General features: G+C 66.7%; 19 protein-coding genes. 9 read left to right on the plus strand and 10 right to left on the minus strand.

Features of this window, described 5'->3' with window-relative positions; all coding sequences use genetic code 11:
* Positions 1 to 25: 25 nt before the first annotated feature.
* Complete coding sequence (pqqA, locus tag B9Z01_RS36955; protein ID WP_035496610.1) at positions 26 to 115, minus strand: pyrroloquinoline quinone precursor peptide PqqA; 90 nt, start codon at positions 113 to 115, stop codon at positions 26 to 28.
* A gap of 501 nt (positions 116 to 616) precedes the next feature.
* On the opposite strand from pqqA, the gene B9Z01_RS28980 reads away from it, so the two are divergent.
* The 8 genes from B9Z01_RS28980 to rpe all read left to right on the plus strand — a co-directional run bounded on the left by B9Z01_RS28980 (position 617) and on the right by rpe (position 10,051).
* Entirely contained in the window at positions 617 to 2,116 is a 1,500-nt protein-coding gene (locus B9Z01_RS28980) for a ribulose-bisphosphate carboxylase large subunit (RefSeq protein WP_085488997.1), read from the plus strand.
* 192 nt (positions 2,117 to 2,308) lie between these two features.
* Positions 2,309 to 2,737: a ribulose bisphosphate carboxylase small subunit gene (locus B9Z01_RS28985; protein WP_085488998.1), complete on the plus strand. Its 429-nt coding sequence runs from the start codon at positions 2,309 to 2,311 to the stop codon at positions 2,735 to 2,737.
* Between the two features lie 55 nt (positions 2,738 to 2,792).
* Positions 2,793 to 3,839: a CbbX protein gene (gene cbbX, locus B9Z01_RS28990; RefSeq protein ID WP_085488999.1), complete on the plus strand. Its 1,047-nt coding sequence runs from the start codon at positions 2,793 to 2,795 to the stop codon at positions 3,837 to 3,839.
* 66 nt (positions 3,840 to 3,905) lie between these two features.
* Positions 3,906 to 5,030: a class 1 fructose-bisphosphatase gene (locus B9Z01_RS28995; protein WP_085489000.1), complete on the plus strand. Its 1,125-nt coding sequence runs from the start codon at positions 3,906 to 3,908 to the stop codon at positions 5,028 to 5,030.
* Positions 5,031 to 5,126: 96 nt separating this feature from the next.
* The gene (locus B9Z01_RS29000) at positions 5,127 to 5,999 is read left to right on the plus strand and encodes a phosphoribulokinase (protein ID WP_085489001.1); all 873 of its coding nucleotides are present in this window, start codon (positions 5,127 to 5,129) and stop codon (positions 5,997 to 5,999) included.
* 34 nt (positions 6,000 to 6,033) lie between these two features.
* Complete coding sequence (locus B9Z01_RS29005) at positions 6,034 to 8,205, plus strand: transketolase family protein (protein WP_085489002.1); 2,172 nt, start codon at positions 6,034 to 6,036, stop codon at positions 8,203 to 8,205.
* An 80-nt stretch (positions 8,206 to 8,285) separates the two neighbouring features.
* Complete coding sequence (gene fba / locus B9Z01_RS29010) at positions 8,286 to 9,323, plus strand: class II fructose-bisphosphate aldolase (protein ID WP_085489003.1); 1,038 nt, start codon at positions 8,286 to 8,288, stop codon at positions 9,321 to 9,323.
* A gap of 20 nt (positions 9,324 to 9,343) precedes the next feature.
* Complete coding sequence (gene rpe / locus B9Z01_RS29015; protein ID WP_085489004.1) at positions 9,344 to 10,051, plus strand: ribulose-phosphate 3-epimerase; 708 nt, start codon at positions 9,344 to 9,346, stop codon at positions 10,049 to 10,051.
* 24 nt (positions 10,052 to 10,075) lie between these two features.
* Here the strand turns inward: rpe and B9Z01_RS29020 are convergent, their stop codons facing one another.
* From B9Z01_RS29020 to B9Z01_RS29030, 3 genes are read right to left on the minus strand one after another with little or no spacing between them, the layout of a single operon-like run.
* Positions 10,076 to 11,458 carry a DUF6513 domain-containing protein gene (locus tag B9Z01_RS29020; protein ID WP_085489005.1) on the minus strand — a complete coding sequence of 461 codons (1,383 nt, stop codon included), beginning with the start codon at positions 11,456 to 11,458 and terminating at the stop codon, positions 10,076 to 10,078.
* Positions 11,437 to 12,093 (minus strand): flavoprotein, encoded by a 657-nt coding sequence (locus B9Z01_RS29025; protein WP_085489006.1) that lies wholly within the window; start codon positions 12,091 to 12,093, stop codon positions 11,437 to 11,439. The genes B9Z01_RS29020 and B9Z01_RS29025 overlap by 22 nt, the downstream gene beginning before the upstream one ends.
* Positions 12,090 to 14,162 (minus strand): sigma-54-dependent Fis family transcriptional regulator, encoded by a 2,073-nt coding sequence (locus tag B9Z01_RS29030; protein WP_085489007.1) that lies wholly within the window; start codon positions 14,160 to 14,162, stop codon positions 12,090 to 12,092. Before B9Z01_RS29030 ends, B9Z01_RS29025 begins: the two co-directional genes overlap by 4 nt.
* A 392-nt stretch (positions 14,163 to 14,554) precedes the next feature.
* Between B9Z01_RS29030 and B9Z01_RS29035 the strand changes: the two genes are divergently transcribed.
* Positions 14,555 to 15,097 carry a dihydroneopterin aldolase gene (locus B9Z01_RS29035; protein WP_085489008.1) on the plus strand — a complete coding sequence of 181 codons (543 nt, stop codon included), beginning with the start codon at positions 14,555 to 14,557 and terminating at the stop codon, positions 15,095 to 15,097.
* A gap of 106 nt (positions 15,098 to 15,203) precedes the next feature.
* On the opposite strand, the gene B9Z01_RS29040 is transcribed toward B9Z01_RS29035, so the two are convergent.
* From B9Z01_RS29040 to B9Z01_RS29065, 6 genes are all read right to left on the minus strand, one after another.
* Positions 15,204 to 15,611: a hypothetical protein gene (locus tag B9Z01_RS29040; RefSeq protein ID WP_085489009.1), complete on the minus strand. Its 408-nt coding sequence runs from the start codon at positions 15,609 to 15,611 to the stop codon at positions 15,204 to 15,206.
* A 175-nt stretch (positions 15,612 to 15,786) separates the two neighbouring features.
* Complete coding sequence (gene fae, locus B9Z01_RS29045; protein ID WP_085489010.1) at positions 15,787 to 16,296, minus strand: formaldehyde-activating enzyme; 510 nt, start codon at positions 16,294 to 16,296, stop codon at positions 15,787 to 15,789.
* A 164-nt stretch (positions 16,297 to 16,460) separates the two neighbouring features.
* The gene (locus tag B9Z01_RS29050; RefSeq protein ID WP_085489011.1) at positions 16,461 to 17,360 is read right to left on the minus strand and encodes a triphosphoribosyl-dephospho-CoA synthase; all 900 of its coding nucleotides are present in this window, start codon (positions 17,358 to 17,360) and stop codon (positions 16,461 to 16,463) included.
* 96 nt (positions 17,361 to 17,456) lie between these two features.
* Positions 17,457 to 18,524: an ATP-grasp domain-containing protein gene (locus B9Z01_RS29055; protein ID WP_275937531.1), complete on the minus strand. Its 1,068-nt coding sequence runs from the start codon at positions 18,522 to 18,524 to the stop codon at positions 17,457 to 17,459.
* The gene (gene mch, locus B9Z01_RS29060; protein ID WP_085489012.1) at positions 18,521 to 19,585 is read right to left on the minus strand and encodes a methenyltetrahydromethanopterin cyclohydrolase; all 1,065 of its coding nucleotides are present in this window, start codon (positions 19,583 to 19,585) and stop codon (positions 18,521 to 18,523) included. The genes B9Z01_RS29055 and mch overlap by 4 nt, the downstream gene beginning before the upstream one ends.
* On the minus strand, positions 19,560 to 20,876 hold the full coding sequence (locus B9Z01_RS29065) for an ATP-grasp domain-containing protein (protein ID WP_085489013.1): 1,317 nt from the start codon (positions 20,874 to 20,876) through the stop codon (positions 19,560 to 19,562). The genes mch and B9Z01_RS29065 overlap by 26 nt, the downstream gene beginning before the upstream one ends.
* Between the last annotated feature and the right edge of the window lie 9 nt (positions 20,877 to 20,885).

Consider the following 20,885-nt stretch of genomic DNA (forward strand, 5'->3'; position numbering starts at 1 on the left):
CGCGGCGTGCGGCCCTCTTGCGGGCTTAACGCGTAGCGACATACATCACGATTTCAAAACCGAGGCGTACGTCGGTGTAGCTCGGGGTCGTCCATTGCATACGTGCTTCCTCCATGGGTTGAAACAGCGTTGCGCCGCCGGCCCGGCGTGATGCCGGACTGCAACGGCAGCGGGTATCACGCAAGCTCCATGCCTATGCGTGCTTCCCGCCGCAGGTGCCGGCGCGCGTACGGCAGCCAATACAGCGCCTGCCGAATTGCGCCGCCACGGCAGCTTGCATGGCGGCTATACGACAGCCCTGCGGCGGCAACGCGGAAACCTGCTGCCCGCATCACGAAAGCCGCCGCGCGGTGTGGCGAAAACGAAGCAAAGTGTTCCATCGCGCGTTCGCTGCATCCGGTTGCGTTGTCACGCTGTCCTCGCCTCGCCTGCAAGACATACTGCACCCAATCTTTTCGCGGGTCCCGAAAAAGCGCATCACGATGTGCAACCGATAACGGATCGGTTAAGTCTGCCAAATAAAATCGTGAATTCCCCTTGGGCGTGTCCGTGCCTACAGTGCAACTCAAGCGCTTCGTTCTTCCGGCAGCGCGCTTGCCACCTTCGAGGACACGTCATGAACGATTTCAGTCAACCGGTGATCGAGCCCGAACGTCATTCAGGCCAGCCGCGCAGTCCGCGCGAGCGGTACGCGGCAGGCGTCATGAAATACCGCGAGATGGGTTACTGGCAACCGGACTACGAGCCGAAAGAAACCGATGTCATCGCGCTCTTTCGCATCACGCCGCAGCCCGGCGTCGATCCAGAGGAAGCGGCGGCCGCGGTGGCCGGCGAATCGTCGACGGCGACGTGGACGGTGGTGTGGACCGACCGGCTCACCGCCTGCGACATGTATCGCGCGAAGGCGTATCGCGTCGAGCCGGTGCCCGCTGCACGCGCCGACGAGCCGCAGTACTTCGCGTATATCGCCTACGAGCTCGATCTGTTCGAAGAGGGCTCGGTCGCGAACCTCACGGCGTCGATCATCGGCAACGTGTTCGGCTTCAAGCCGCTCAAGGCGTTGCGGCTCGAAGACATGCGCATACCCGTCGCCTATCTGAAGACTTTCCAGGGGCCGCCCACCGGCATCGTCGTCGAGCGCGAGCGGCTCGACAAGTATGGACGGCCGCTGCTCGGCGCGACGGTCAAACCGAAGCTCGGTTTGTCGGGCAAGAACTATGGGCGTGTCGTCTACGAAGGCTTGCGCGGCGGACTGGATTTTCTGAAAGACGACGAGAACATCAATTCGCAGGCGTTCATGCATTGGCGCGACCGCTTTCTGTTTTCGATGGAGGCGGTGAACCGCGCGCAGGCGGAAACGGGCGAGGTCAAGGGCCACTATCTGAACGTCACGGCCGGCACGATGGAAGACATGTACGAACGCGCCGAATTCGCGAAGGAACTCGGCTCGTGCATCGTGATGATCGACCTCGTGATCGGCTGGACCGCGATTCAATCGATGTCGCGCTGGGCCCGCAAGAACGACATGATCCTGCACCTGCATCGCGCGGGACACAGCACGTACACGCGGCAACGCAATCACGGCATCTCGTTTCGCGTGATCGCCAAATGGCTGCGCATGGCGGGTGTCGATCATGCGCACGCGGGCACCGCGGTCGGCAAGCTCGAAGGCGATCCGCTCTCGGTGCAGGGCTATTACAACGTGTGCCGCGATGCGCACAACGCGGTCGATCTGTCGCGCGGCCTTTTCTTCGATCAGCCGTGGGCCGGCTTGCGCAAGGTGATGCCGGTGGCCTCGGGCGGGATTCACGCGGGGCAGATGCACCAGTTGCTCGACCTGTTCGGCGACGACGCGATCCTGCAGTTCGGCGGCGGCACGATCGGCCATCCAGCCGGCATCCAGGCCGGCGCGATCGCGAACCGCGTCGCGCTCGAAGCGATGGTGAAGGCGCGCAACGAGGGCCGCGACATTCTGCACGAGGGACCCGACGTGCTCGAAGCCGCTGCCCGCTGGTGCACGCCGCTCAAGCAGGCGCTCGATACGTGGCGTGACGTGACGTTCAACTATGCGTCCACCGATACACCCGATTTCGCTGCCACGCCGACAGCGGCCTAGTCGAGCCGGGTGGCCCGAGCATGTGAGAGGTATCCGGCAGCGGCACCAACGGCCGGTTCATGAAGCAGCGACTGGCAGCAACCAGCAGCAACCGTCCACAACTATCAACCACTTCGCAACGCGGCGCAGCGGCTCCGCGCGAGGAAACCGTTGCCGCCGTTCTGAACGCGACATCAATCAACGAGGTTCGTCATGCGCATTACACAAGGAACGTTCTCCTTCCTGCCCGAGCTGACCGACGAGGAAATCGGCCTGCAGATCGACTACGCGCTGCGCCAGGGCTGGGCCTGTTCGGTCGAATTCACCGACGACCCGCATCCGCGCAACACGTACTGGGAAATGTGGGGCTTGCCGATGTTCGATCTGCACGATGCGGCGGGCGTGTTGCAGGAAGTCAGGGCATGCCGCGCGGCGCGGCCGCAGCATTACATCAAGGTCAACGCATTCGATTCGGTGCGCACCTTCGAGACGATGCGCCTGTCGTTCATCGTCAACCGGCCGGACGTGGAGCCGGGCTTCCGTCTGCAACGCCAGGACGTGCAAGGGCGGACGCAGCGCTACAGCATCGCGGGCTATGCGAGCGAGCGGCCGGCGGGCGAGCGTTACGGCGAGGCACGCTGACCCGTTCGACCAACCGCCCAACGATCCGCGCGCTGACCCGCTGCAAGGAGAAACCATGACAGACGCCGCCATAGCCGACGCAAGCCCGCCGTCCACCGCGCAGGCCGCCGCCGCTACCGCCGACATCGCCACCGACGGCGACGCGCGCGCTTCGTGCCGCGACGCGGCGCAAGTCGATCTCGCGGCGCTCTATCGCGACTCTGGCATCGGCGAGGTGCTCGGCGAACTCGAGCGCGATCTGGTCGGACTCGCACCGGTGAAGACCCGCATCCGCGAGGTGGCCGCGCATTTGCTGGTCGAACGTGCGCGCGCCTCGCTCGGTCTCGCGGGCGGCGCGCCGACGCTGCACATGTGCTTCTCCGGCAATCCCGGCACCGGCAAGACGACCGTCGCGCTGCGCATGGCCGAGGTGCTGCACCGGCTCGGCTACATTCGCCGCAACCATCTGGTCTCGGTGACGCGCGACGACCTGGTCGGTCAGTACATCGGCCATACCGCGCCGAAAACGCGCGACGTGTTGAAGCGCGCAATGGGCGGCGTGCTGTTCATCGACGAAGCGTATTACCTGTATCGCCCGGAAAACGAGCGCGACTACGGTCAGGAAGCGATCGAGATTCTGCTGCAGACGATGGAGAACCAGCGCAGCGATCTGGTCGTGATCCTGGCCGGCTACGCGTCGCGGATGGAGGTGTTCTTCGAGAGCAATCCCGGTTTTCGTTCGCGCATCGCGCATCACATCACGTTTCCCGATTACGCCGAAACGGAACTGCTCGAGATCGCCGAGCGCATGCTCGGGACCCTGCATTACCGCTTCGACGCTGCTTCGCGGCGCGCGTTTGCGGACTATCTGGCGCGGCGCATCCGTCAGCCGAATTTCGCCAATGCGCGCTCGGTGCGTAACGCGCTCGACCGCGCGCGGCTGCGCCAGGCGAATCGCCTGTTCGCGTCGGCGCTGCAAGGCGGCCAGCCGCTCGATGCCGACGCACTCACGCTGATCGACGCCGCCGACGTGCGCGCGAGCCGCGTGTTCGACGAGCAGGCGGCGTGTGCGCCGCCGCAGTCGTTATCGGCAGAGCACGCCGTCACGGGGCCGCCGGGCTGAGTCTCGGCACTGATTCACGCCACCGAGTCACGCCACCGAGTCACGACATCTTCCAGGGAGAACGCCATGCAGGACGGACGTACGACACTTTCGAAGTTCCTGATCGACACACTCGACCGGCAGCCGTGCGCGAGCACGCAGGGAATGGCAGGGCTCTCGGCGCTCCTGATCGACGTGGCGGCGGCGATCAAATCGATCTCGGCGATGCTCACGAAGGGCGCGCTCGGCGGCCACTACGGCTCCGCGCAAACCGTCAACACGCACGGCGAGGAACAGAAGAAGCTCGATGTCGCAACCAACGAGATCTTCGTGCAGCAATGCGAGTGGGACGGCCTGCTCGCGGCGATGGTCTCCGAGGAAATGGAGGACGTGTACGCGATTCCGTCGGGCTACCCGCGCGGCGAATATCTGCTTGCGTTCGACCCGCTCGACGGTTCGTCGAATATCGACATCAACGGTGTAGTGGGCTCGATTTTTTCGGTGCTGCGCACGCGCGACCCGGCAGATAGTGCGGCGACCGAATCAGCGGATGAATCAGCGAATGAAGCCGCGTTTTTGCGGCCTGGCTGCGAGCAGGTCGCGGCTGGCTACGCCGTGTACGGACCCTCGACGATGCTCGTGCTGTCGGTCGGCAACGGCACGCATGGCTTCACGCTCGAACGCGACATCGGCAACTTCGTGCTCACGCATTCGAACATCCGGATTCCTGACGATACCGCCGAATTCGCGATCAACGCATCGAACGAACGCTTCTGGGAACCGCCCGTGCGCCGCTATGTGCAGGAATGCAAGGACGGGCGCAGCGGCTGCCGCGCACGCGACTTCAACATGCGCTGGATCGCTTCGATGGTCGCGGAAGTGCATCGCATCCTGATGCGCGGCGGCGTCTTCATGTATCCGCGCGATTCGAAAACCCCGGCGATGGAAGGACGCCTGCGCCTGCTCTACGAAGCGAACCCGATGAGCTTTCTCATCGAGCAGGCGGGCGGTCTTGCGATTACCGGGCGCGAGCGCATTCTCGACGTCCGCCCGCATGCGCTGCATGGCCGCGTGCCGGTGATCCTCGGCTCGAAGAACGAGGTCGAGCGTATCGCGCGCTACCACGGCGAATACGACCGCGGCGAGGACAAGCCCTTCACGTCGCCGCTGTTCGGCACTCGCTCGCTGTTCCTGCCTGACTTTACGGCTTGATGCGCGGCCTGATGCGCGGCGGGAGGAACGGCGGCAAGCAAAGCCGCGAGAGTGGTCGCGAGAGCAGCCAGAACATTGTCATCCGGAGACGAAAGCATGTCAGTCAAACATCCGATCATCGCAGTGACCGGCTCGAGCGGCGCGGGCACCACCACCGTCATGAAGAGCTTCATGCATATTTTCAGGCGCGAGCACATCAACGCACAGATCGTCGAGGGCGACGCGTTCCATCGCTACGACCGCAACGGCATGCGCGCGGCCATGAAGGAGCATGAACGCGACGGCGCGCCCAATTTCAGCCATTTCGGCCCCGAGGCGAATCTGCTCGAAGAACTCGAGACGCTCTTCACGCGCTACGGCGAAAACGGCACCGGCGAGTTTCGCCACTACGTGCACGACGCGGCCGAAGCGCAGCTCTACAAGCAGGATGGCGGCACCTTCACGCCGTGGGAGGAGGTCGCGTCCGGCACCGATCTGATGTTCTACGAAGGGCTGCACGGCGCGGCCGTGACCGACAAGGTCGACATTGCGCGGCATGCGGATCTGCTGATCGGCGTCGTGCCGATCATCAACCTCGAATGGATCCAGAAGCTGCACCGCGATCAGACCATGCGCGGCTATTCGCACGAAGCGGTGGTCGACACGATCCTGCGGCGCATGCCGGACTACGTGAATTACATCTGCCCGCAGTTCTCGCGCACGCATGTGAACTTCCAGCGCGTGCCGACCGTGGACACCTCGAATCCGTTCACCGCCCGCGAGATTCCGCAGCCCGACGAGAGCTTCGTCGTGATCCGCTTCGCGCGGCCGAAGGGCATCGACTTCCAGTATCTGCTGACGATGCTGCACGACTCGTTCATGTCGCGCCCGAACGTGATCGTCGTGCCGGGCGGCAAGATGGGACTCGCGATGCAACTGATCTTCACGCCGATGATTCTGCAACTGATCGACCGGCGCTCGCGCGCCTGAAGCGTGCCCGATTCATTTCGCAAGGAGAGATTCGATGAGTGCTGTCGCGCAACCGCTTACCGTCCCTGCCACCCGCTCGATGGCCGACGCGCTGCGCATGCTCGCGATCGACGCGGTCGAAGCGGCGAAATCAGGACACCCCGGCATGCCGCTCGGTATGGCCGAGATCGCCGTCGCGTTGTGGAGCCGCCATCTGAAGCACAATCCGCGCAACCCGGCATGGCCCGACCGCGACCGTTTCATCCTGTCCAACGGACATGGCTCGATGCTGCTCTACGCGCTGCTGCATCTGAGCGGCTACGACCTGCCGATCGACGAGTTGAAGCGCTTTCGCCAGTTGCATAGCAAAACGCCGGGGCATCCCGAAGCGGGCGTCACGCCGGGCGTCGAAACGACCACGGGGCCGCTCGGCCAGGGACTCGCGAACGGCGTCGGCATGGCGCTCGCCGAGGCGCTGCTCGCGCGCGAGTTCAACCGGCCCGGGCATCGCATCGTCGATCATCGCACCTATGTGTTCGCGGGCGACGGCTGCCTGATGGAAGGCATCTCGCACGAAGCGGCGTCGCTGGCGGGCACGCTACAGCTCGACAAGCTCACGGTGCTCTACGACGACAACGGCATTTCGATCGACGGTCATGTCGCGCAGTGGTTCGCCGACGATACGCCCGCGCGCTTCGAGGCCTACGGCTGGCACGTCGTGCGCGAGGTGGACGGCCATGACGTGGACGCGGTGGATCGCGCGTTGCAGCAGGCGCATGGCACTGGCCGGCCGACGCTGATCTGCTGCCGCACGGTGATCGGCCAGGGCTCGCCGTCGAAGGCGGGCACCCACGACGTGCACGGCGCGCCGCTCGGCGCCGACGAAGTCGAACGCACGCGCCGCGCGCTCGGCTGGCCGCATCCGCCGTTCGAGATTCCGGACGAAATCCGCGCGCTGTTCGATGCGAGTGCGCGTGGTCTCGCCGACGAAGCCGAATGGAGCGAGCATTTCGAGGCGTATCGCAAGCACTATCCGAACGAGGCCGCCGAGTTCGAACGGCGCATTCAGGACAGGCTGCCCGCGCATTGGCGCGACGCGGTTCGCGCGCTGCTGCGCGATGCCGATTGCGCGGCCGCGACAGTCGCGACGCGCAAGGCCTCGCAGCAAGCGATCGCCGCGCTCGCGCGCAGCCTGCCGGAAATGCTCGGCGGCTCGGCCGACCTGACCGGCTCGAATCTGACGGACTGGCCGGGCGCGATCGACGTCGGCATCGACAGAGATGACAACGGCAGCGACAACGGAAACGAGAGCGGAAACGGCAGTGGAAACAGAAGCGGCAACGGAAACAACGACAACGGCGGCAACAGCAGCAACAACAGCAACAACAGCAACAACAGCAACGCCCTGCGCGGCGGCAACTACGTGCACTACGGCGTGCGCGAATTCGGCATGAGCGCGGTGATGAACGGCATCGCACTGCATCGCGGCTACCTGCCGTTCGGCGGCACGTTCCTCACGTTCTCCGACTATTCGCGCAACGCGTTGCGCATGGCCGCGCTGATGAAAACGCGCTCGATCTTCGTCTTCACGCACGATTCGATCGGCCTCGGCGAGGATGGCCCGACGCACCAGGCGGTCGAACATGCGGCGAGCCTCAGGCTGATTCCGGGGCTCGACGTCTGGCGTCCGTGCGACACGGTCGAGACCGCGCAGGCATGGGTCAGCGCGGTCGAGCGCAAAGGACCTTCGTGTCTGCTGCTGAGCCGGCAGAACCTGCCGTTCGTCGCGCGCTCCGGCGAGCAGATCGCCGCGATTGCACACGGCGGCTATGTGTTGCGCGACTGGCCGAGCGACCTCGCGCCTACACAGCATGCGCGGGTCGTGCTGATCGCGACCGGCTCCGAAGTCGCGCTCGCGCTCGATGCAATCGCACAGCTCGAAGCCGCTGGTATCGCCGCGCGCGTCGTGTCGATGCCGTCCACCACCGTGTTCGACCGGCAAGCGCTCGCGTGGCGCGAGGCGGTGCTGCCGCCGGGCGTGCCGCGCGTCGCGGTCGAAGCGGGCGTGCGCGCGTTCTGGCGGCAATACGTCGGGCTCGACGGCGGCGTCGTGGGTATCGATACGTTCGGCGAATCGGCCCCGGCGGCGGCGTTGTTCGCGCATTTCAACCTGAGCGCGCAGGCGGTGGTGGACGAAGCCCATCGCGTCGCGCACGGTGTGCGCTGAGCGCTGAGCACCGCACACCGCTCGACGCCGTCCGGCCCGGCGCCGCTCAAGCCGATTCCCTTCCCATCGAGGAGCATGCAATGGCCTTCATCACCCTGCGGCAACTGCTGGATCACGCGGCCGAACACGACTACGGCGTGCCCGCGTTCAACGTCAACAACATGGAGCAGATTCACGCGATCATGCGCGCCGCCGAAGCCACCCGCAGTCCGGTGATCCTGCAGGCGTCGGCGGGCGCGCGCAAGTACGCGGGCGAGCCTTACCTGCGTCATCTCGTGCTCGCGGCCATCGAGGCGCACCCGGACATTCCGCTCGTGCTGCATCAGGATCACGGCGCGAGCCCCGCGGTGTGTCAGCAGGCGATCCGCTCGGGCTTCACGTCGGTGATGATGGACGGCTCGCTGCTGCCGGACCAGAAAACGCCCGCCGCCTACGACTACAACGTCGACGTGAGCCGGCGCGTGGTGGATGCGGCGCACGCGGTGGGCGTGTCGGTGGAAGGCGAGCTGGGCTGCCTCGGCTCGCTCGAAACCGGTTCGGCGGGCGAAGAGGACGGCGTCGGCGCGGCAGGCAAGCTCGCGCGCGAAGACCTGCTCACCGATCCGGACGAAGCGCGCCGTTTCGTCGAAGCGACCGGTGTCGACGCGCTCGCGATCGCGATCGGCACCTCGCATGGCGCGTACAAGTTCAGCCGCGAGCCGACCGGCGACATTCTCGCGATCGACCGGATCGCCGACATTCACGCGCATGTGCCGAACACGCATCTGGTGATGCATGGTTCGTCGTCGGTGCCGCAGGAGTGGCTCGCGGTGATCCGCGAATATGGGGGCGAGATTCCGACCACCTACGGCGTGCCGGTCGAGGAAATCCGCCGCGGCATCGCGCATGGCGTGCGCAAGGTCAATATCGACACCGACATCCGGCTCGCGATGAGCGGCGCGATGCGCAAGTCGCTCGCGAGCGCGCGTTCCGAGTTCGATCCGCGCGCGGCGTTGAAGGCCGCCACGGCGGCCGCGAGCGCGATCTGCGTCGAGCGCTTCGAGGCGTTCGGTTGCGCGGGCCAGGCGGCGCGCATCAAGCCGCTGCCGCTCGATGCGATGGCGAGCCGTTACCACTAGTCACTTGCGGGGAGAACGCGATGCGCGAATTCCTGATTGCTCCGTCGCTGCTGTCGGCGGATTTTGCCCGGCTCGCCGACGAGATTCGCGACGTGACGGCGGCCGGCGCGGACTGGATCCATTTCGACGTGATGGACAACCACTACGTGCCGAACCTCACCGCCGGGCCGCTCGTGTGCTCGGCGATCCGGCCGTACACGACGCTGCCGTTCGACGTGCATCTGATGACCATGCCGGTCGATTCGCTCGTCGGCGCGTTTGCCGAGGCGGGCGCGAACGTCATCAGCTTTCATCCGGAGGCGTCGCTGCATGTGCACCGGACCATCGAACTGATCCGCTCGCACGGCGCGCGCGCCGGGCTCGCGCTGAACCCGGCCACGCCGCTCGCGGTGCTCGACCACGTGCTGGACCTGCTCGACGTCGTGCTCGTGATGTCGGTCAATCCGGGCTTCGGCGGCCAGGCGTTCATTGCGCAAACGCTGGACAAGCTGCGGCTGTTGCGCAAGCGGGTCGACGCGACGATGCAGCGCACCGGGCGCCCGCTCCTGATCGAAGTGGACGGCGGCGTGAAGGCGTCGAACATTGCGCGGATCGCCGAGGCGGGCGCCGATGTATTCGTCGCGGGTTCGGCGGTGTTCGGCACGAGCGATCGCGCGCAGGCGATTCGCTGCATGCGGGGTGAGCTCGCGACTGTCGGGGAACACGCGGACCTTGCGGCGATGAAATGACGGCACGCCGGTTTGAGGGATGCTTCAACGCTTTTTCATCGTCTCGCCCGGCGCGCACCACGCGCTCAGGTCTTCTTCCGGTCGATCGACCGCGCAGCCCCAGTCGAGCGGCTGGTCCTGATCGAAACGCTTGCCGAGCCGCCAGGCGATCTCCGCGCGCGCGAGCTGCACGCCCATATAGAACGCGTGAGCGCCATCGTTCTCGAGATTCAGCTGCGGATAGAGCACGAACGGATCGCCGCCGAGCTGGTGGCCGTCGCGGTTGTACACGTGAATGCCGTCGGCGCTGATCTGCACGCGGAAATTCGGATCGCGCACGCCACGGGCAAGCTCGTCGATTTCAGCGGCGCTATACGGAAACGGCCGTTTCGCGTGGACGGTCGCGAGATCGCTGTTGATCCCTTTGGGCAGCACCTGCGCGTCGCGCGCGGCATGCATCACGCGGCGCGCGACGTCGGCCTCGCGCAGCGCGCGCCGCGCATGCAGACTCACCGACGTCGTGAGCACCGCGCCGATCCGCAATTCGGCGGCCATTCCGAGCAGCACCGCGTTGATGCCGCTCGTGTCGGCTTCGGTCAACTCGGTCACGTTGCCGATGCCCATCATGATCGCGATGTCCGGATAGCGTTCGCGCAAGCGCACGTAGCGCGCCACCGACGCAGCCAGCCCGAACGGAATCGGATCGAGAATCGGATCGGCGAGAAATGCGCGGCCCCGTGCGGACAGCATGTCGATCGCGGCGTCGAGCGAGGCCGGGTCGGCGGGTTCGCGCGCGACGAGGATCGGCGTCGCCGGCACCTCGTCGGCGATCCACAGCGTGTCGAGGTTCAGGCTCATCAGGTAGTCGGCGCCCGCGTGGCCGCCGCGCAGCAGTTCTTCGTTGCGCATCGAATCGACGCTCACGCGGTAGCCTTCGTCCTTCAGCCGCCGCACTGCGTCTTCGAGATGCGGAAACGGCGTGTCCGGCAGGCAGCCGACGTCGATCACGTCGGCGCCCTGGGCAGCATACTCGCGCGCCCGCGCGGCGATGCCGTCGAGGTCGAGGCGCGGCGCGTCGACGATCTCCGCGAAAATCTCGGTGTCGTAGCGGCTCAGGTCGAACGGCTTCGCCTTGCGGCCGAAAAATTGCGGCAGGTCTTTCACTTCTTCGGGGCCGCGTTCGAACGGCACGCCATAGTGCGCGCTCAGCGCATCGAGATCACCGCGGCAGCGCCCCGGCACGATTACGCGCTGCGCGTCGAGCGGCGCCGGCACTCTGCGCTGGATCATCTCGGCGGTCATCAGCGCGGCGACTTGCAGGCCGATTTCGCGGACTTCCCAACTGAACGGCGTCGGCGCCATGCTGTCGAGCACACGCAGCAGGCTCGGTTCGGCGAGCCGGCCGGTCAGGAAGAGGAGGTGGTCCATGCGAGATCGAGAGTGGCGAGGCGTTGATCGAGCGCGGCTTCGAGTTCGCCGAGCGAGCGCACGAGCGTCGTGTATTCGAAGCGCGCTAGGCGCTCGACGTTGTCGAGTTCGATCGCTCGTGGACGCAGCTCGACCCATTCGTTCGGGCTATGCGTAATCACGCTCGGTTCCGTATCGCATGCAAAGACGATGCCCGGAATGCATTGCTTGCCGGCCTGCGCGTACATGTTGGTCGGCAGCGTATCGGAGATGCCGTACGCGCATTTGGCGACGGTGTTGCTGGTGGCGGGCGCGATCACAACCGTGTGATAGAGGCCGTGATAAAGCATGCCGACCGGCACGCCGCTCGCGCTGTTGTCGCGCAGCACGCGAAACTTCTCGCGCAGCTTCTCGAGCGACCAGCCATACAGCGGCAGCACTTCCTCGGCGGCCGCGGACAGAAAGAGGTCCACGCCCGGCAGGCGCAGCGCGAGCGCGATCGACTCTTCGAGCAGATGGCCGGAGCCGGTCACGCACCACGCAAAGCGCGCGTCCGGCTTGAAGTCGGCGAGATCGCGCGCGGGTTCGCCTGCGGGTTCGTGTGCAGGCTTGCGTTCGGGTTCGCGTTCTGGCTTGCTTTCGGGCTTTCGGGTCATGCGTCGAAGTCGAGCGGCATGCCGTCGGGTGGCGAGCCTTCATGCGAGAGCCGGATGCGCAGCCGGCGCATCTTGCGGTACAGCGTGTTGCGGCTGATGCCGAGCGCCTTCGCGACGTTGCTGACGTTCCAGCGGTGCTCGTCGAGCAGCGACAGCACGGTTTCGCGCTCGTTCAACTGGATCGCGTTGAGTGAGGAGATGTCCGGGTCGTCGGCGAGATGCGCGTCCATGTCCGCGGTGGCGAGGCGCAAGGCGGTGGGCATATCGGCCGCCGACGTGCGTTGCGTGACTTCGGGCGGCAGGTGCTCGCAACGGATCGGCTGGCCGTCGGAGAGCGCAATCGCCATTTGCAGCACGTGACGCAATTGACGGATGTTGCCGGGCCACGCGTAAGTCAGCAGCGCCTGTTCGGCTTCCTGGGTCAGCTCGGGCGGATCGTCGGTTTCGTTGGCGAGCAGATGGTGGATCAGCGGCAGTTTGTCGACGCGTTCGCGAAGCGCCGGCAGGTTCAGCTCGACACCCTTGAGCCGGTAATACAGATCCTCGCGGAATTGCCCGCTCTGCACGAGTTCGAGCAGGTTGCGATGGCTCGCGCTGATGAGCTGGAAATTGACCTTGACCGTGGTTTCAGCGCCGAGCGGCGTGACCTCGTGTTCTTCGATCACGCGCAGCAGGCGCGCCTGCAACACGAGCGGCATGTCGCCGATTTCGTCGAGAAACAGCGTGCCGCCGTTGGCCTGCACGATCTTGCCGCGCCGCCCTTCGCGCTGCGCGCCGGTAAACGCGCCGGCGCGATAGCCGAACAGTTCGCTCTCGATCAGGTTCTCCGGCAGCGACGCACAGTTGACCGGCACGAACGGGCCGTCGGCGTGCGGGCTGATGCTATGCAGCGCCTGCGCGAACACTTCCTTGCCGGTGCCGGTCTGGCCGCGCAGCACGATCGGAATCTTGCGCTGGATCACGCGCGCGGCCAGCTGGATTTGCGAAGCCATGCGCGGATCGCCGAACTCGAGATGCGCGATCTCGTCGAGTTTCGGTGACGGCGCGCGTTGCCTGTCGGCCGTGCCGCCGCCGCTGGCGGTGCTGCCGGCGCCGCGTGGCGCGATATCGGGAGCGAGCACGCGCGCGACGCGTCCGGCGCTGTTTTGCGGCGTTTGCGCGACGAGGAAAAAGCGGTTCGTCGCGTTCGCGCTGTAGACGGTGACCGGATGGAACGAGCCGCGGATGCTGCGCGCGATCATGTCTTCGAGCGAAGCATTGAAGGCTTCCTCGATGCGCCGCCCGCGCAGTTCGCTAAGCGAGCGGAAGCCGAGCTGGAAGAGGGCGCTGCGGTTCGCGGCGAGCACCGTGCTGTCGTCGGCGACCGCGAGCTTGCCGCCGTGCAGCGTGCCGACGAATTCCGGGCGGCTGTGGAAATGAATCATGTTCGCGTGACGGTAACGCGCATCGAGCAGACGGTTTTCGATCATCTGCCGCGACATGCCGACGAGCACCAGCGAATGCTGCTGCAGCAGCTTCGAGCGGCTCGTGACGTCGAGCACGCCGGCAATCTCGCCGCTGTCGTCGAAGATCGGCGCGGCCGAGCAGGTGAGCGAGGTATAGCGCGGATAGAAATGCTCATGCTGGCAGACCGCGATGCAATCGCGTTCCGCGAGACAGGTACCCATGCCGTTGGTGCCGGCTTCGCGCTCGCTCCAGAGCGCACCGACCCGGAAGCCGTCACCGGCGACCGCTTCGGCGAACGGCACGGAGGACACCTGATGAACGATCACGCCGCCCGAATCGACGAGCACGACCGCCAGTTCGGGATCGGCGAGCTGCTGGTAGAGCGTCGTCATTTCGAGCTTCGAACAGGCGATCAGATCGCCGAGCGCTTCGCGGCGCGCGCTGAGTTCGTACTCCGTAAGGATGGGCGGGGGAACGAAACGCCCGGGGTCGAGCTGGAATTCATTGATGCAGCGCGCCCACGATTGGGCCACGGATTCGCTTGTCGGGCGCGTGGTCAATTGATGGTTGACCACGTTCAGCACTTCTCGGACGTGCGTATTGCTGTCAGCGAGCAACGACATGGGGTTTGTCTCCGTTGCGTCATTTCGGGCGCTCTCTGCGCTTCACACACCGCGAATGCCGCCTTATCAAGCCTGTAATCCCCTGGCGCCGCAAATCTTGCGTTCGCATGCGCCTGCGCGACCGGCCTTCTTTCTACTTTCAGGCGGCTATTTAAAACTTTACGCCCGATGCCGGTTTGGTTCAACAGGAACTCGCACGGTGTTTGCGCACCGTGCCCGAAATTTGCTTTTAATCACGCGTTGCCTCATGCAATGCCTCGCGCATGACCTTGTAGAGCCCGGCATCTTGCGTGCCTGTCGCAACTTCGGCACACAGTGTGCCGCTCGTCGCCTCGCTGTTCCTGACACGATGTTCAACCCTGGGCCGCGCCGCGGCGGAGTGCAAGCACATCATGGACCGTCTCGATACCGTTCGCCTGACCGCTTTTTCCAGCGCTTTCTCGCGCGACCTTTCCCATGCGGGCGGCGCTGCCCGTGCACTGCCCGAGCGCATGGATATCGTGTTCATCGAAAACTTCATAGGGCAGACGGTCATCGGTATCGACAGCAGCGAGCAGCACGTTGCGCAGCCCGTGCGCGTGAATCTCGCTATCGGCGTGCCCGCGATTCGCGCCTGCACGACGGATCGGATCGAGGATACGGTCAACTATGCTGCTGTGCGCAATGCGCTGCTTGCGCTCTTCGCGTCGCATCGCGTGCGCCTGCTCGAAGCGCTCGCCGAGACGATCGCGCAATTGCTGATTGCCGACTTCGGCGCGCAATGGGTGCGCGTCTCGCTGGCGAAGCCGGCGAAATTCGACGACGTGGCGGCCATCGGCGTGCAGATCGAACGGCGCCGGGGCGATGTGCCGGCAGCGGCGGCCGGTGTTGCCGCCGGTGTTGCCGCCGGGGTTGCCGATTACGCGTCGCTCGGCGAGGGGTTCGTGCCGGACTGAGCGGTGCGCCTCTACCGCCAATCTAGCGCCAGCCCAGCGTCTGAACCGCGCGGCGCGATGAGCCGCGCGCGCGTTTCATCTTCACCTCCCTTCACCTCTCTTCACGTCATTTCGCCGCCGTGGGCGTTTTCTGCGGCCCCAGCCCGCACGCCTGGTACGCGCTCGTTTGCAGTTCGCGGAACCGCTTCGTTTGCGACTTCGCATGATCGACGCGAAACTCCGCGCCGCCTTCGCCGCCGAGCGTCGCGTACTTGGAGAACGTCGACTGGTCGACGAATTCGTCATACGGTAATGCCGCGGCCATCTTGTCGATGACGCACGAGCACTTGTAGACGTTCGCGAAATCGTGGCCGTTGTCGTCCATGCAACCCAGCACGTATTCCACGCGGCCCTGGGTCGGATAGTCGTAGCCTCCCGCCTGGGCGGCGGGCCTTTGCGCATCGCCGGCCGCCCAGGCGGATCCTGCCAGCGCCATGCAGGTAACGGCGAGAAGCGCGCGACAGCTTATGGTCATGTCATGCCTCTACGAAAGCATTGAGCCTGCTTCACGAACCGGTGCGCGAGCGGTGACGGCGCGAGGGCGGTGCGACCGCATGCGCGAGGAGACGGGGCCGCCGATGACATTGCCGACGACACCACCAATGACACCGCTCACGGCGCCGCGTTTCCTCCCGTTGTTGCGTGCACCGTCAGTTCGGCGCGAACGGATGCGCGACGCTGCCTTTCTTCGCCACGACTTCCGCGGCGCTCGGCTCGCCGTTGACGGCACGCTTGATGGCCTCGCGCGTCGCCTTGTAGTTGAACTCCTGGATCTTCTTGTCGTCGTCCGCCTGCCAGTGGATGAAGACGCCGACGCAGAGGAACAGGTCGTCGGCCTCGTCTTGCGGAATCGTGCCGTCCTCGACACTATCGGCGACCGCGAGGGCCACCGCGTGCTGGGCCGGGCCGAACATCTGCACAGCCTGCTTGGCGCCCTTGATCGTCACCTTGTTGAAGAGGATCGTGTTCGGCTTGGCGATGAGATTGGGCGCGACGACGGCGAGCAGCGACGTGAAGCCATCCTTGTTGTTGGTGAGCGCGTTGCAGAACGCGGTTTCCGCAGCCGAACCTCGCGGTCCGATCAGCAAGTCGATGTGCGCGACCTCGTTGCCGTCGCCGACGAGCGACTCTCCGATCATGACGCGGTTGATCTTGGCCATTCTGTTCCTCCAATGAGTAGGTATGGACCTGCTGACGACGCGCCACCCGCGATCGCCCGGATATCCGGATACGGCGTCGCACGGCGGAGCATGGATGCACGGCGGTACTAACTAACAGGTTCCGTGCCAGTTCGCGCTCAACCGCGCTTAAAGGCGTTGGTGGCTCAACCCCGGTGCGTGAGGTGGAGCGCGCCGCCCGCTTCGAGGCAGCGCGCGACGAATAGCGTGGCGACCGCGAGGTCCGCGCTGGTGCCGGGATTGATTGCGCGCGCCTTCAGTTGGGCATCCCAGGCATCGAGCCGCGGATCGGCCGGGGCGCGCCGCGAAGCGAGCGGCGTTTGCCGCCAGCGCGCGTGCTGCTCGCGTGCCGCAAGCGTGACACTCTGCGCCAGCGCCAACCCGTGCTTGCGCATAATGTGAGAGTCGGGCCAGCCGCCGAGGAAGGCGAGGAACACGTTGAGCATCGCCACTTCGGGCGCGTTGGGCGGGGCTTCGCGATATGCCACGAGGCCGGTTTCGAAGAGATCCGTGAAACCGTTCGCGTATTGCCGCGCGATGCTGTCGCGCTCGCTTGCGAGCCGCATCGCGTCGCGCAGGCCGAGCGTCGGCGGCGCGTGGACCGATTGCTCGGGCGCGTCGCCGAGCCCGCCCGGATTGGCGAGCGCGATCGCGCGGTAAGCGAGGCGCGCATCTTCGACGTCGAGCCTCGTCAGCACGCGCGAGGCGGCGGCGCGCCAGGCTGGCGCGGACGGCGCGGGTCCGGTTTCCTCGAGCGCCGCCGCGAGCGGCGCGATGAGCAGCACGATGCCGAGGTTGGTGTTGCAGCCGGCCGCCGCGCGCGTGCGGGTGACCGCATCGAGAATGCGCTGGCCGACGCGCGCGCCGGGGGCGAAGAGCGCGTCGAGTGCGGCGTTCGCGCTCGCGAGAAACTGCGCGGCGTTCATTCCGTGTCCGGGGCTTTGCATGCTGACGTTGCCGGGTTTGGGCGTCGTCACGTCGAGTGCGCAGGCTTCGAGGAAGGCCGCACGCGCGTGCTCGAAGGGGATGGTGCTGGGTTCAGGCATGGCGTTCGAGCGCGTTGTTTATAGACGGTCCCCATGCGCGTCGTTCAGGCAACGGGCTCATGCGGGGTTCTCCCGCGCGCCCCTCAGGCAGCACGCTCATGCAAGCCTCTCTCTCACGTCGCCCGGCAGCCCGGCCACTGCGCTCCCCGCTGCTTGCTCACCCGCCTGCCGCGGCGTAGCAGCAAGCTTGCGATCGAGCAGATCGTCGGCGAGCGCCGTCGCGATGTCGAGCGGCGTGACCGACTGCAAGCCGCGCCACGCTGCCACGCCGTTGACTTCCAGCACGAGCGGACGCGCGGCATCGTCGGGATCGGGGATCAGATCCACGCCGGCATAGTCGAGCCCGAGCGCGGCGGCAGCCAGCACGGCCGTTTGCGCGAGCGGCGCATCGAGTTCGGCTGGCTCGCATACCGCGCCTTGCGCGAAGTTGTGAATCCAGCCCTTGCCGCCGACGCGCCGCATCGCCGCGACTGCCCGGCCGCCGATCACGAGCACGCGCCAGTCGAAACCGGGCCGCTCACCGGTGACGTAGCGCTGCAGATAAGCGACCTGCTGATAGCGCGCGAGCGACGGCAACGGCGCGAGCACGCCACGGCGCGCGCCGAGCCGCTTGAGCCCGTGGCCCTGCGAGCCGAACAGCGGCTTGAGCACGACCTGGCGGCCGGCGGCTGCTTCGCGCATCAATACGCGCTGCGCGAACGCCGCCGATTCAGTGGCCCAGGTGGCCGGCGTCGGCACGCCTGCGCGATGCAGCAGGAAGCTCGTCATCGACTTGTCGACGCTGCGCTCGATCGCGCGCGCATCGTTGTAGACCGGCACGCCCGATTCGCGCAGCGCGTGCAGGATGCCGAGCCGCAACGTCACCTGCTCGAAGGTGCCTCCCGCGATGCCGCGCACGAACACCGCGTCCGGCAGCGTGCGGCCGAAGCCGGGCAGCGCGAGCCCGTGCGGTTGCCACGTGGTGTCGATCCGGCAATCGGCGAGGTCGACGCAACGCGCTTCGGCGCCGCGGGCGCGGAACGCTTTTTTCAGCCGGGCGGTGTGCCAGCCGGTTTCGTCGGTCATGATCGCGATGCGCAGGCCCGCGTGCGCGGGGCGTGGCTGGGCGGTCGAATGCGCCTCCGGTTCCACCCCGGTCTTCGCGCCGTTTCGCGTGAGCATCATGGCGCCACGGACTCGCCGCCCCACTGGCTGTGCAGCAAGCCGCCGTCGAGCCGGCCGCCATGATAGGTCGCGCCGCTTTCGAGACTGCTCACCCAGACTTCGGCGGGCGCGAACAGCGCGGGATCGATCTGGTAAAAGTCGAAGTTGAACGACGTGAAGATCTCCGCGAACGGCCGTCCGTAATCGCGCGAGGTGGCGGCGGGCAAGCGCTCGACGAGGCTCCGCGCGACTTCGTCGTGGCGCACGGTCAGATGCACGCGGCCGCCGTAAAGGATCGCGTCGTTGGTGCGGCCCATCGCCTGAATGCCGTCCGGCGCGGGCGGCGGCAACGGGGCCGAGCCCGTGCCTTCCACGATCTCATCGAGCGGCACGCCGAGCACGTGCACCTTGTGCAATGCAACTTCGACGACGCGCGCCACGACCTGTACCGTTCCCGCGACAGAGTGTGTCGGCGTGACGATGAGCGTCAGTTGCTCCGGCGCGAGGCCGCAATCGTGCAGCACCTTGTCGATCACGATCTGCGGCGGCAGGCGGTCGACTTCGAGCACCAGCACGCCGCGTTCGTGCTGGTCGCGATAGCCGAGTTCATCGAAGAGCGGTTCCTTGACGGCCAGCGCGCGCGCGGGACCGGAGCCGAGCGAGAAGAACTTCTTGCCGCCAGTCTGTTCCTTGGTCGCCGCAAGACTCCACCCCGCGTACTGGCTGCCGAGGCAGGCCAGCACGGGCGACGACGTGCTGACCTCGATCATCGTGGGCCAGAGCGGCGCGGGCTCGAAGCTCGCGCGCAGCGCGACGCGCCCGAGTCCGCCCATGCAGATGCGCGCGATCAGCACGCCGGCTTCGATGCTGCCGCGCGCGTCGACACCGGCGTCCGCGATGACCGTGCCGGCGTCCGTGTGCGTGATGGCGACACCGAGGCGCGCCGCATTGTCGACGAGCCGGGCGACGAGGCGCTCGCTCAGCGCGTTGACGCTCGGCGCAACTGCGGGCGCAACTGCGGGTGCAACTGCGGGCGCGGTTGCGTGCCCGGACGTCTCAGGAGTGGGAGTGGATGAAGGCATAGTCGGGTTCATTGCAGGTTTCGATTCGTTGGACGACGCGCGCACGCTGCGCATCGAGCGCGGCGCGCACGTGCTGCACCGCGCCCGCTGGCGTCACGCGCACGAGCAGCGTGCAGACGGGTTGCCCCGCCTCGATGCGCGTGCCGGGCATCGGCACGTCGCGGCACTGAGGGTCGCGCAGACAGGCGTCGGAAAAGGCCTCTGAGACGGTGAACGGCGCGGGCGCGAACAGCACCTGCTGGCCGGCGCACGCGCGCGGCCGACGCGCGAGCGCGAGGCTCGCGCTCGGCGGCGGGCGGCCGAAGCGGCACGCGTCGAGGTGGCACGCGAGCAGTCCGCGCGGCCAGGCATCGGGCGAGGCGGTTTCGTAGAGCGTCATCGTCGACGAAGGGCGCGCGTTGATTTCGAGCACGTCGAACGCGGCGCCGTCGAACAGAAAGTCGCAGCTATTGATGCCGACGAGACCCGTGCGCGCACACAGGGCGTCGAGGGCTGCCTCGATGCGCGCGGCGGCGGGCGGCGGCATCTCGATCGGGCCGATCGACCCGGCATGCACGAAGTCTCGATCGCCGATCGCGCAGGTAAGCTGCTCGGCGAAACCGATCAGGTGCGCGCGGCCTTCCGCGCCGATGAAGAGCGCCGACAGCGGCCGGCCGTGGCCGATGCGCTGGAAATAGCCCGGCGCGGATGCGAGCGCGGTGTTAGGCACTGTGTCGGGAACTGCATGGGGTTCTGCGTCGGGCACCACGCTGGGCACCGCATCGGGCGCCGCATCGAACACTGCGTCGAGCGCCGCGGCCGGTTGGATGTGCGTGCCGCCGCAGCCGTCCGCGAGCTTGAGCAGCCAGCTCTCGGCCGAGGCGGGCCGCTCGAACGACACATCGGGATGCGGGATGCGCAACTCGTCGAGCAGCGCGAAGAAGCGCCGCGGCTCGCGCACCGCCGCGATCGCTGCGGCGTCGTTGCCGAGAAAGCGCGGCAAACCGGGTTCGCCGCACAGTTGCGCCATCAAGGGTTCGAGCCCGCTGCCGCCGACCCAGCCGACGAGATGCGGCAGACGCGCGACCCGCGCGAGCGCGTCGACGAGCCGCGCGCGATCGACCGCAAGCGCGCCGCTGCCGCCACCGATATCGAACCAGAACCCGGCGGCCTCGCGCGTGTCGCGGTCGCCGAAGATATCGAGCGCGGCGACGCGCAGCCCCGCGCGTGTCGCGGACTGCGCGAGCAGGCGCGCGGACAGTCCCGCGACCGCGACGAACGGCGCGTGCGCGAGCGGCCAGCGCGGCTTCATGACGGCCGC

It is taken from the genome of Paraburkholderia susongensis (genome assembly GCF_900177725.1).
Classification (GTDB): Bacteria; Pseudomonadota; Gammaproteobacteria; order Burkholderiales; family Burkholderiaceae; genus Paraburkholderia; species Paraburkholderia susongensis.

Coding starts and splice junctions, on each gene's coding strand:
- pqqA (WP_035496610.1), bottom strand. CDS start 115: ATGGAGGAAGCACGTATGCAATGGACGACCCCGAGCTACACCGACGTA.
- B9Z01_RS28980 (WP_085488997.1), top strand. CDS start 617: ATGAACGATTTCAGTCAACCGGTGATCGAGCCCGAACGTCATTCAGGC.
- B9Z01_RS28985 (WP_085488998.1), top strand. CDS start 2,309: ATGCGCATTACACAAGGAACGTTCTCCTTCCTGCCCGAGCTGACCGAC.
- cbbX (WP_085488999.1), top strand. CDS start 2,793: ATGACAGACGCCGCCATAGCCGACGCAAGCCCGCCGTCCACCGCGCAG.
- B9Z01_RS28995 (WP_085489000.1), top strand. CDS start 3,906: ATGCAGGACGGACGTACGACACTTTCGAAGTTCCTGATCGACACACTC.
- B9Z01_RS29000 (WP_085489001.1), top strand. CDS start 5,127: ATGTCAGTCAAACATCCGATCATCGCAGTGACCGGCTCGAGCGGCGCG.
- B9Z01_RS29005 (WP_085489002.1), top strand. CDS start 6,034: ATGAGTGCTGTCGCGCAACCGCTTACCGTCCCTGCCACCCGCTCGATG.
- fba (WP_085489003.1), top strand. CDS start 8,286: ATGGCCTTCATCACCCTGCGGCAACTGCTGGATCACGCGGCCGAACAC.
- rpe (WP_085489004.1), top strand. CDS start 9,344: ATGCGCGAATTCCTGATTGCTCCGTCGCTGCTGTCGGCGGATTTTGCC.
- B9Z01_RS29020 (WP_085489005.1), bottom strand. CDS start 11,458: ATGGACCACCTCCTCTTCCTGACCGGCCGGCTCGCCGAACCGAGCCTG.
- B9Z01_RS29025 (WP_085489006.1), bottom strand. CDS start 12,093: ATGACCCGAAAGCCCGAAAGCAAGCCAGAACGCGAACCCGAACGCAAG.
- B9Z01_RS29030 (WP_085489007.1), bottom strand. CDS start 14,162: ATGTCGTTGCTCGCTGACAGCAATACGCACGTCCGAGAAGTGCTGAAC.
- B9Z01_RS29035 (WP_085489008.1), top strand. CDS start 14,555: ATGGACCGTCTCGATACCGTTCGCCTGACCGCTTTTTCCAGCGCTTTC.
- B9Z01_RS29040 (WP_085489009.1), bottom strand. CDS start 15,611: ATGACCATAAGCTGTCGCGCGCTTCTCGCCGTTACCTGCATGGCGCTG.
- fae (WP_085489010.1), bottom strand. CDS start 16,296: ATGGCCAAGATCAACCGCGTCATGATCGGAGAGTCGCTCGTCGGCGAC.
- B9Z01_RS29050 (WP_085489011.1), bottom strand. CDS start 17,360: ATGCCTGAACCCAGCACCATCCCCTTCGAGCACGCGCGTGCGGCCTTC.
- B9Z01_RS29055 (WP_275937531.1), bottom strand. CDS start 18,524: ATGATGCTCACGCGAAACGGCGCGAAGACCGGGGTGGAACCGGAGGCG.
- mch (WP_085489012.1), bottom strand. CDS start 19,585: ATGCCTTCATCCACTCCCACTCCTGAGACGTCCGGGCACGCAACCGCG.
- B9Z01_RS29065 (WP_085489013.1), bottom strand. CDS start 20,876: ATGAAGCCGCGCTGGCCGCTCGCGCACGCGCCGTTCGTCGCGGTCGCG.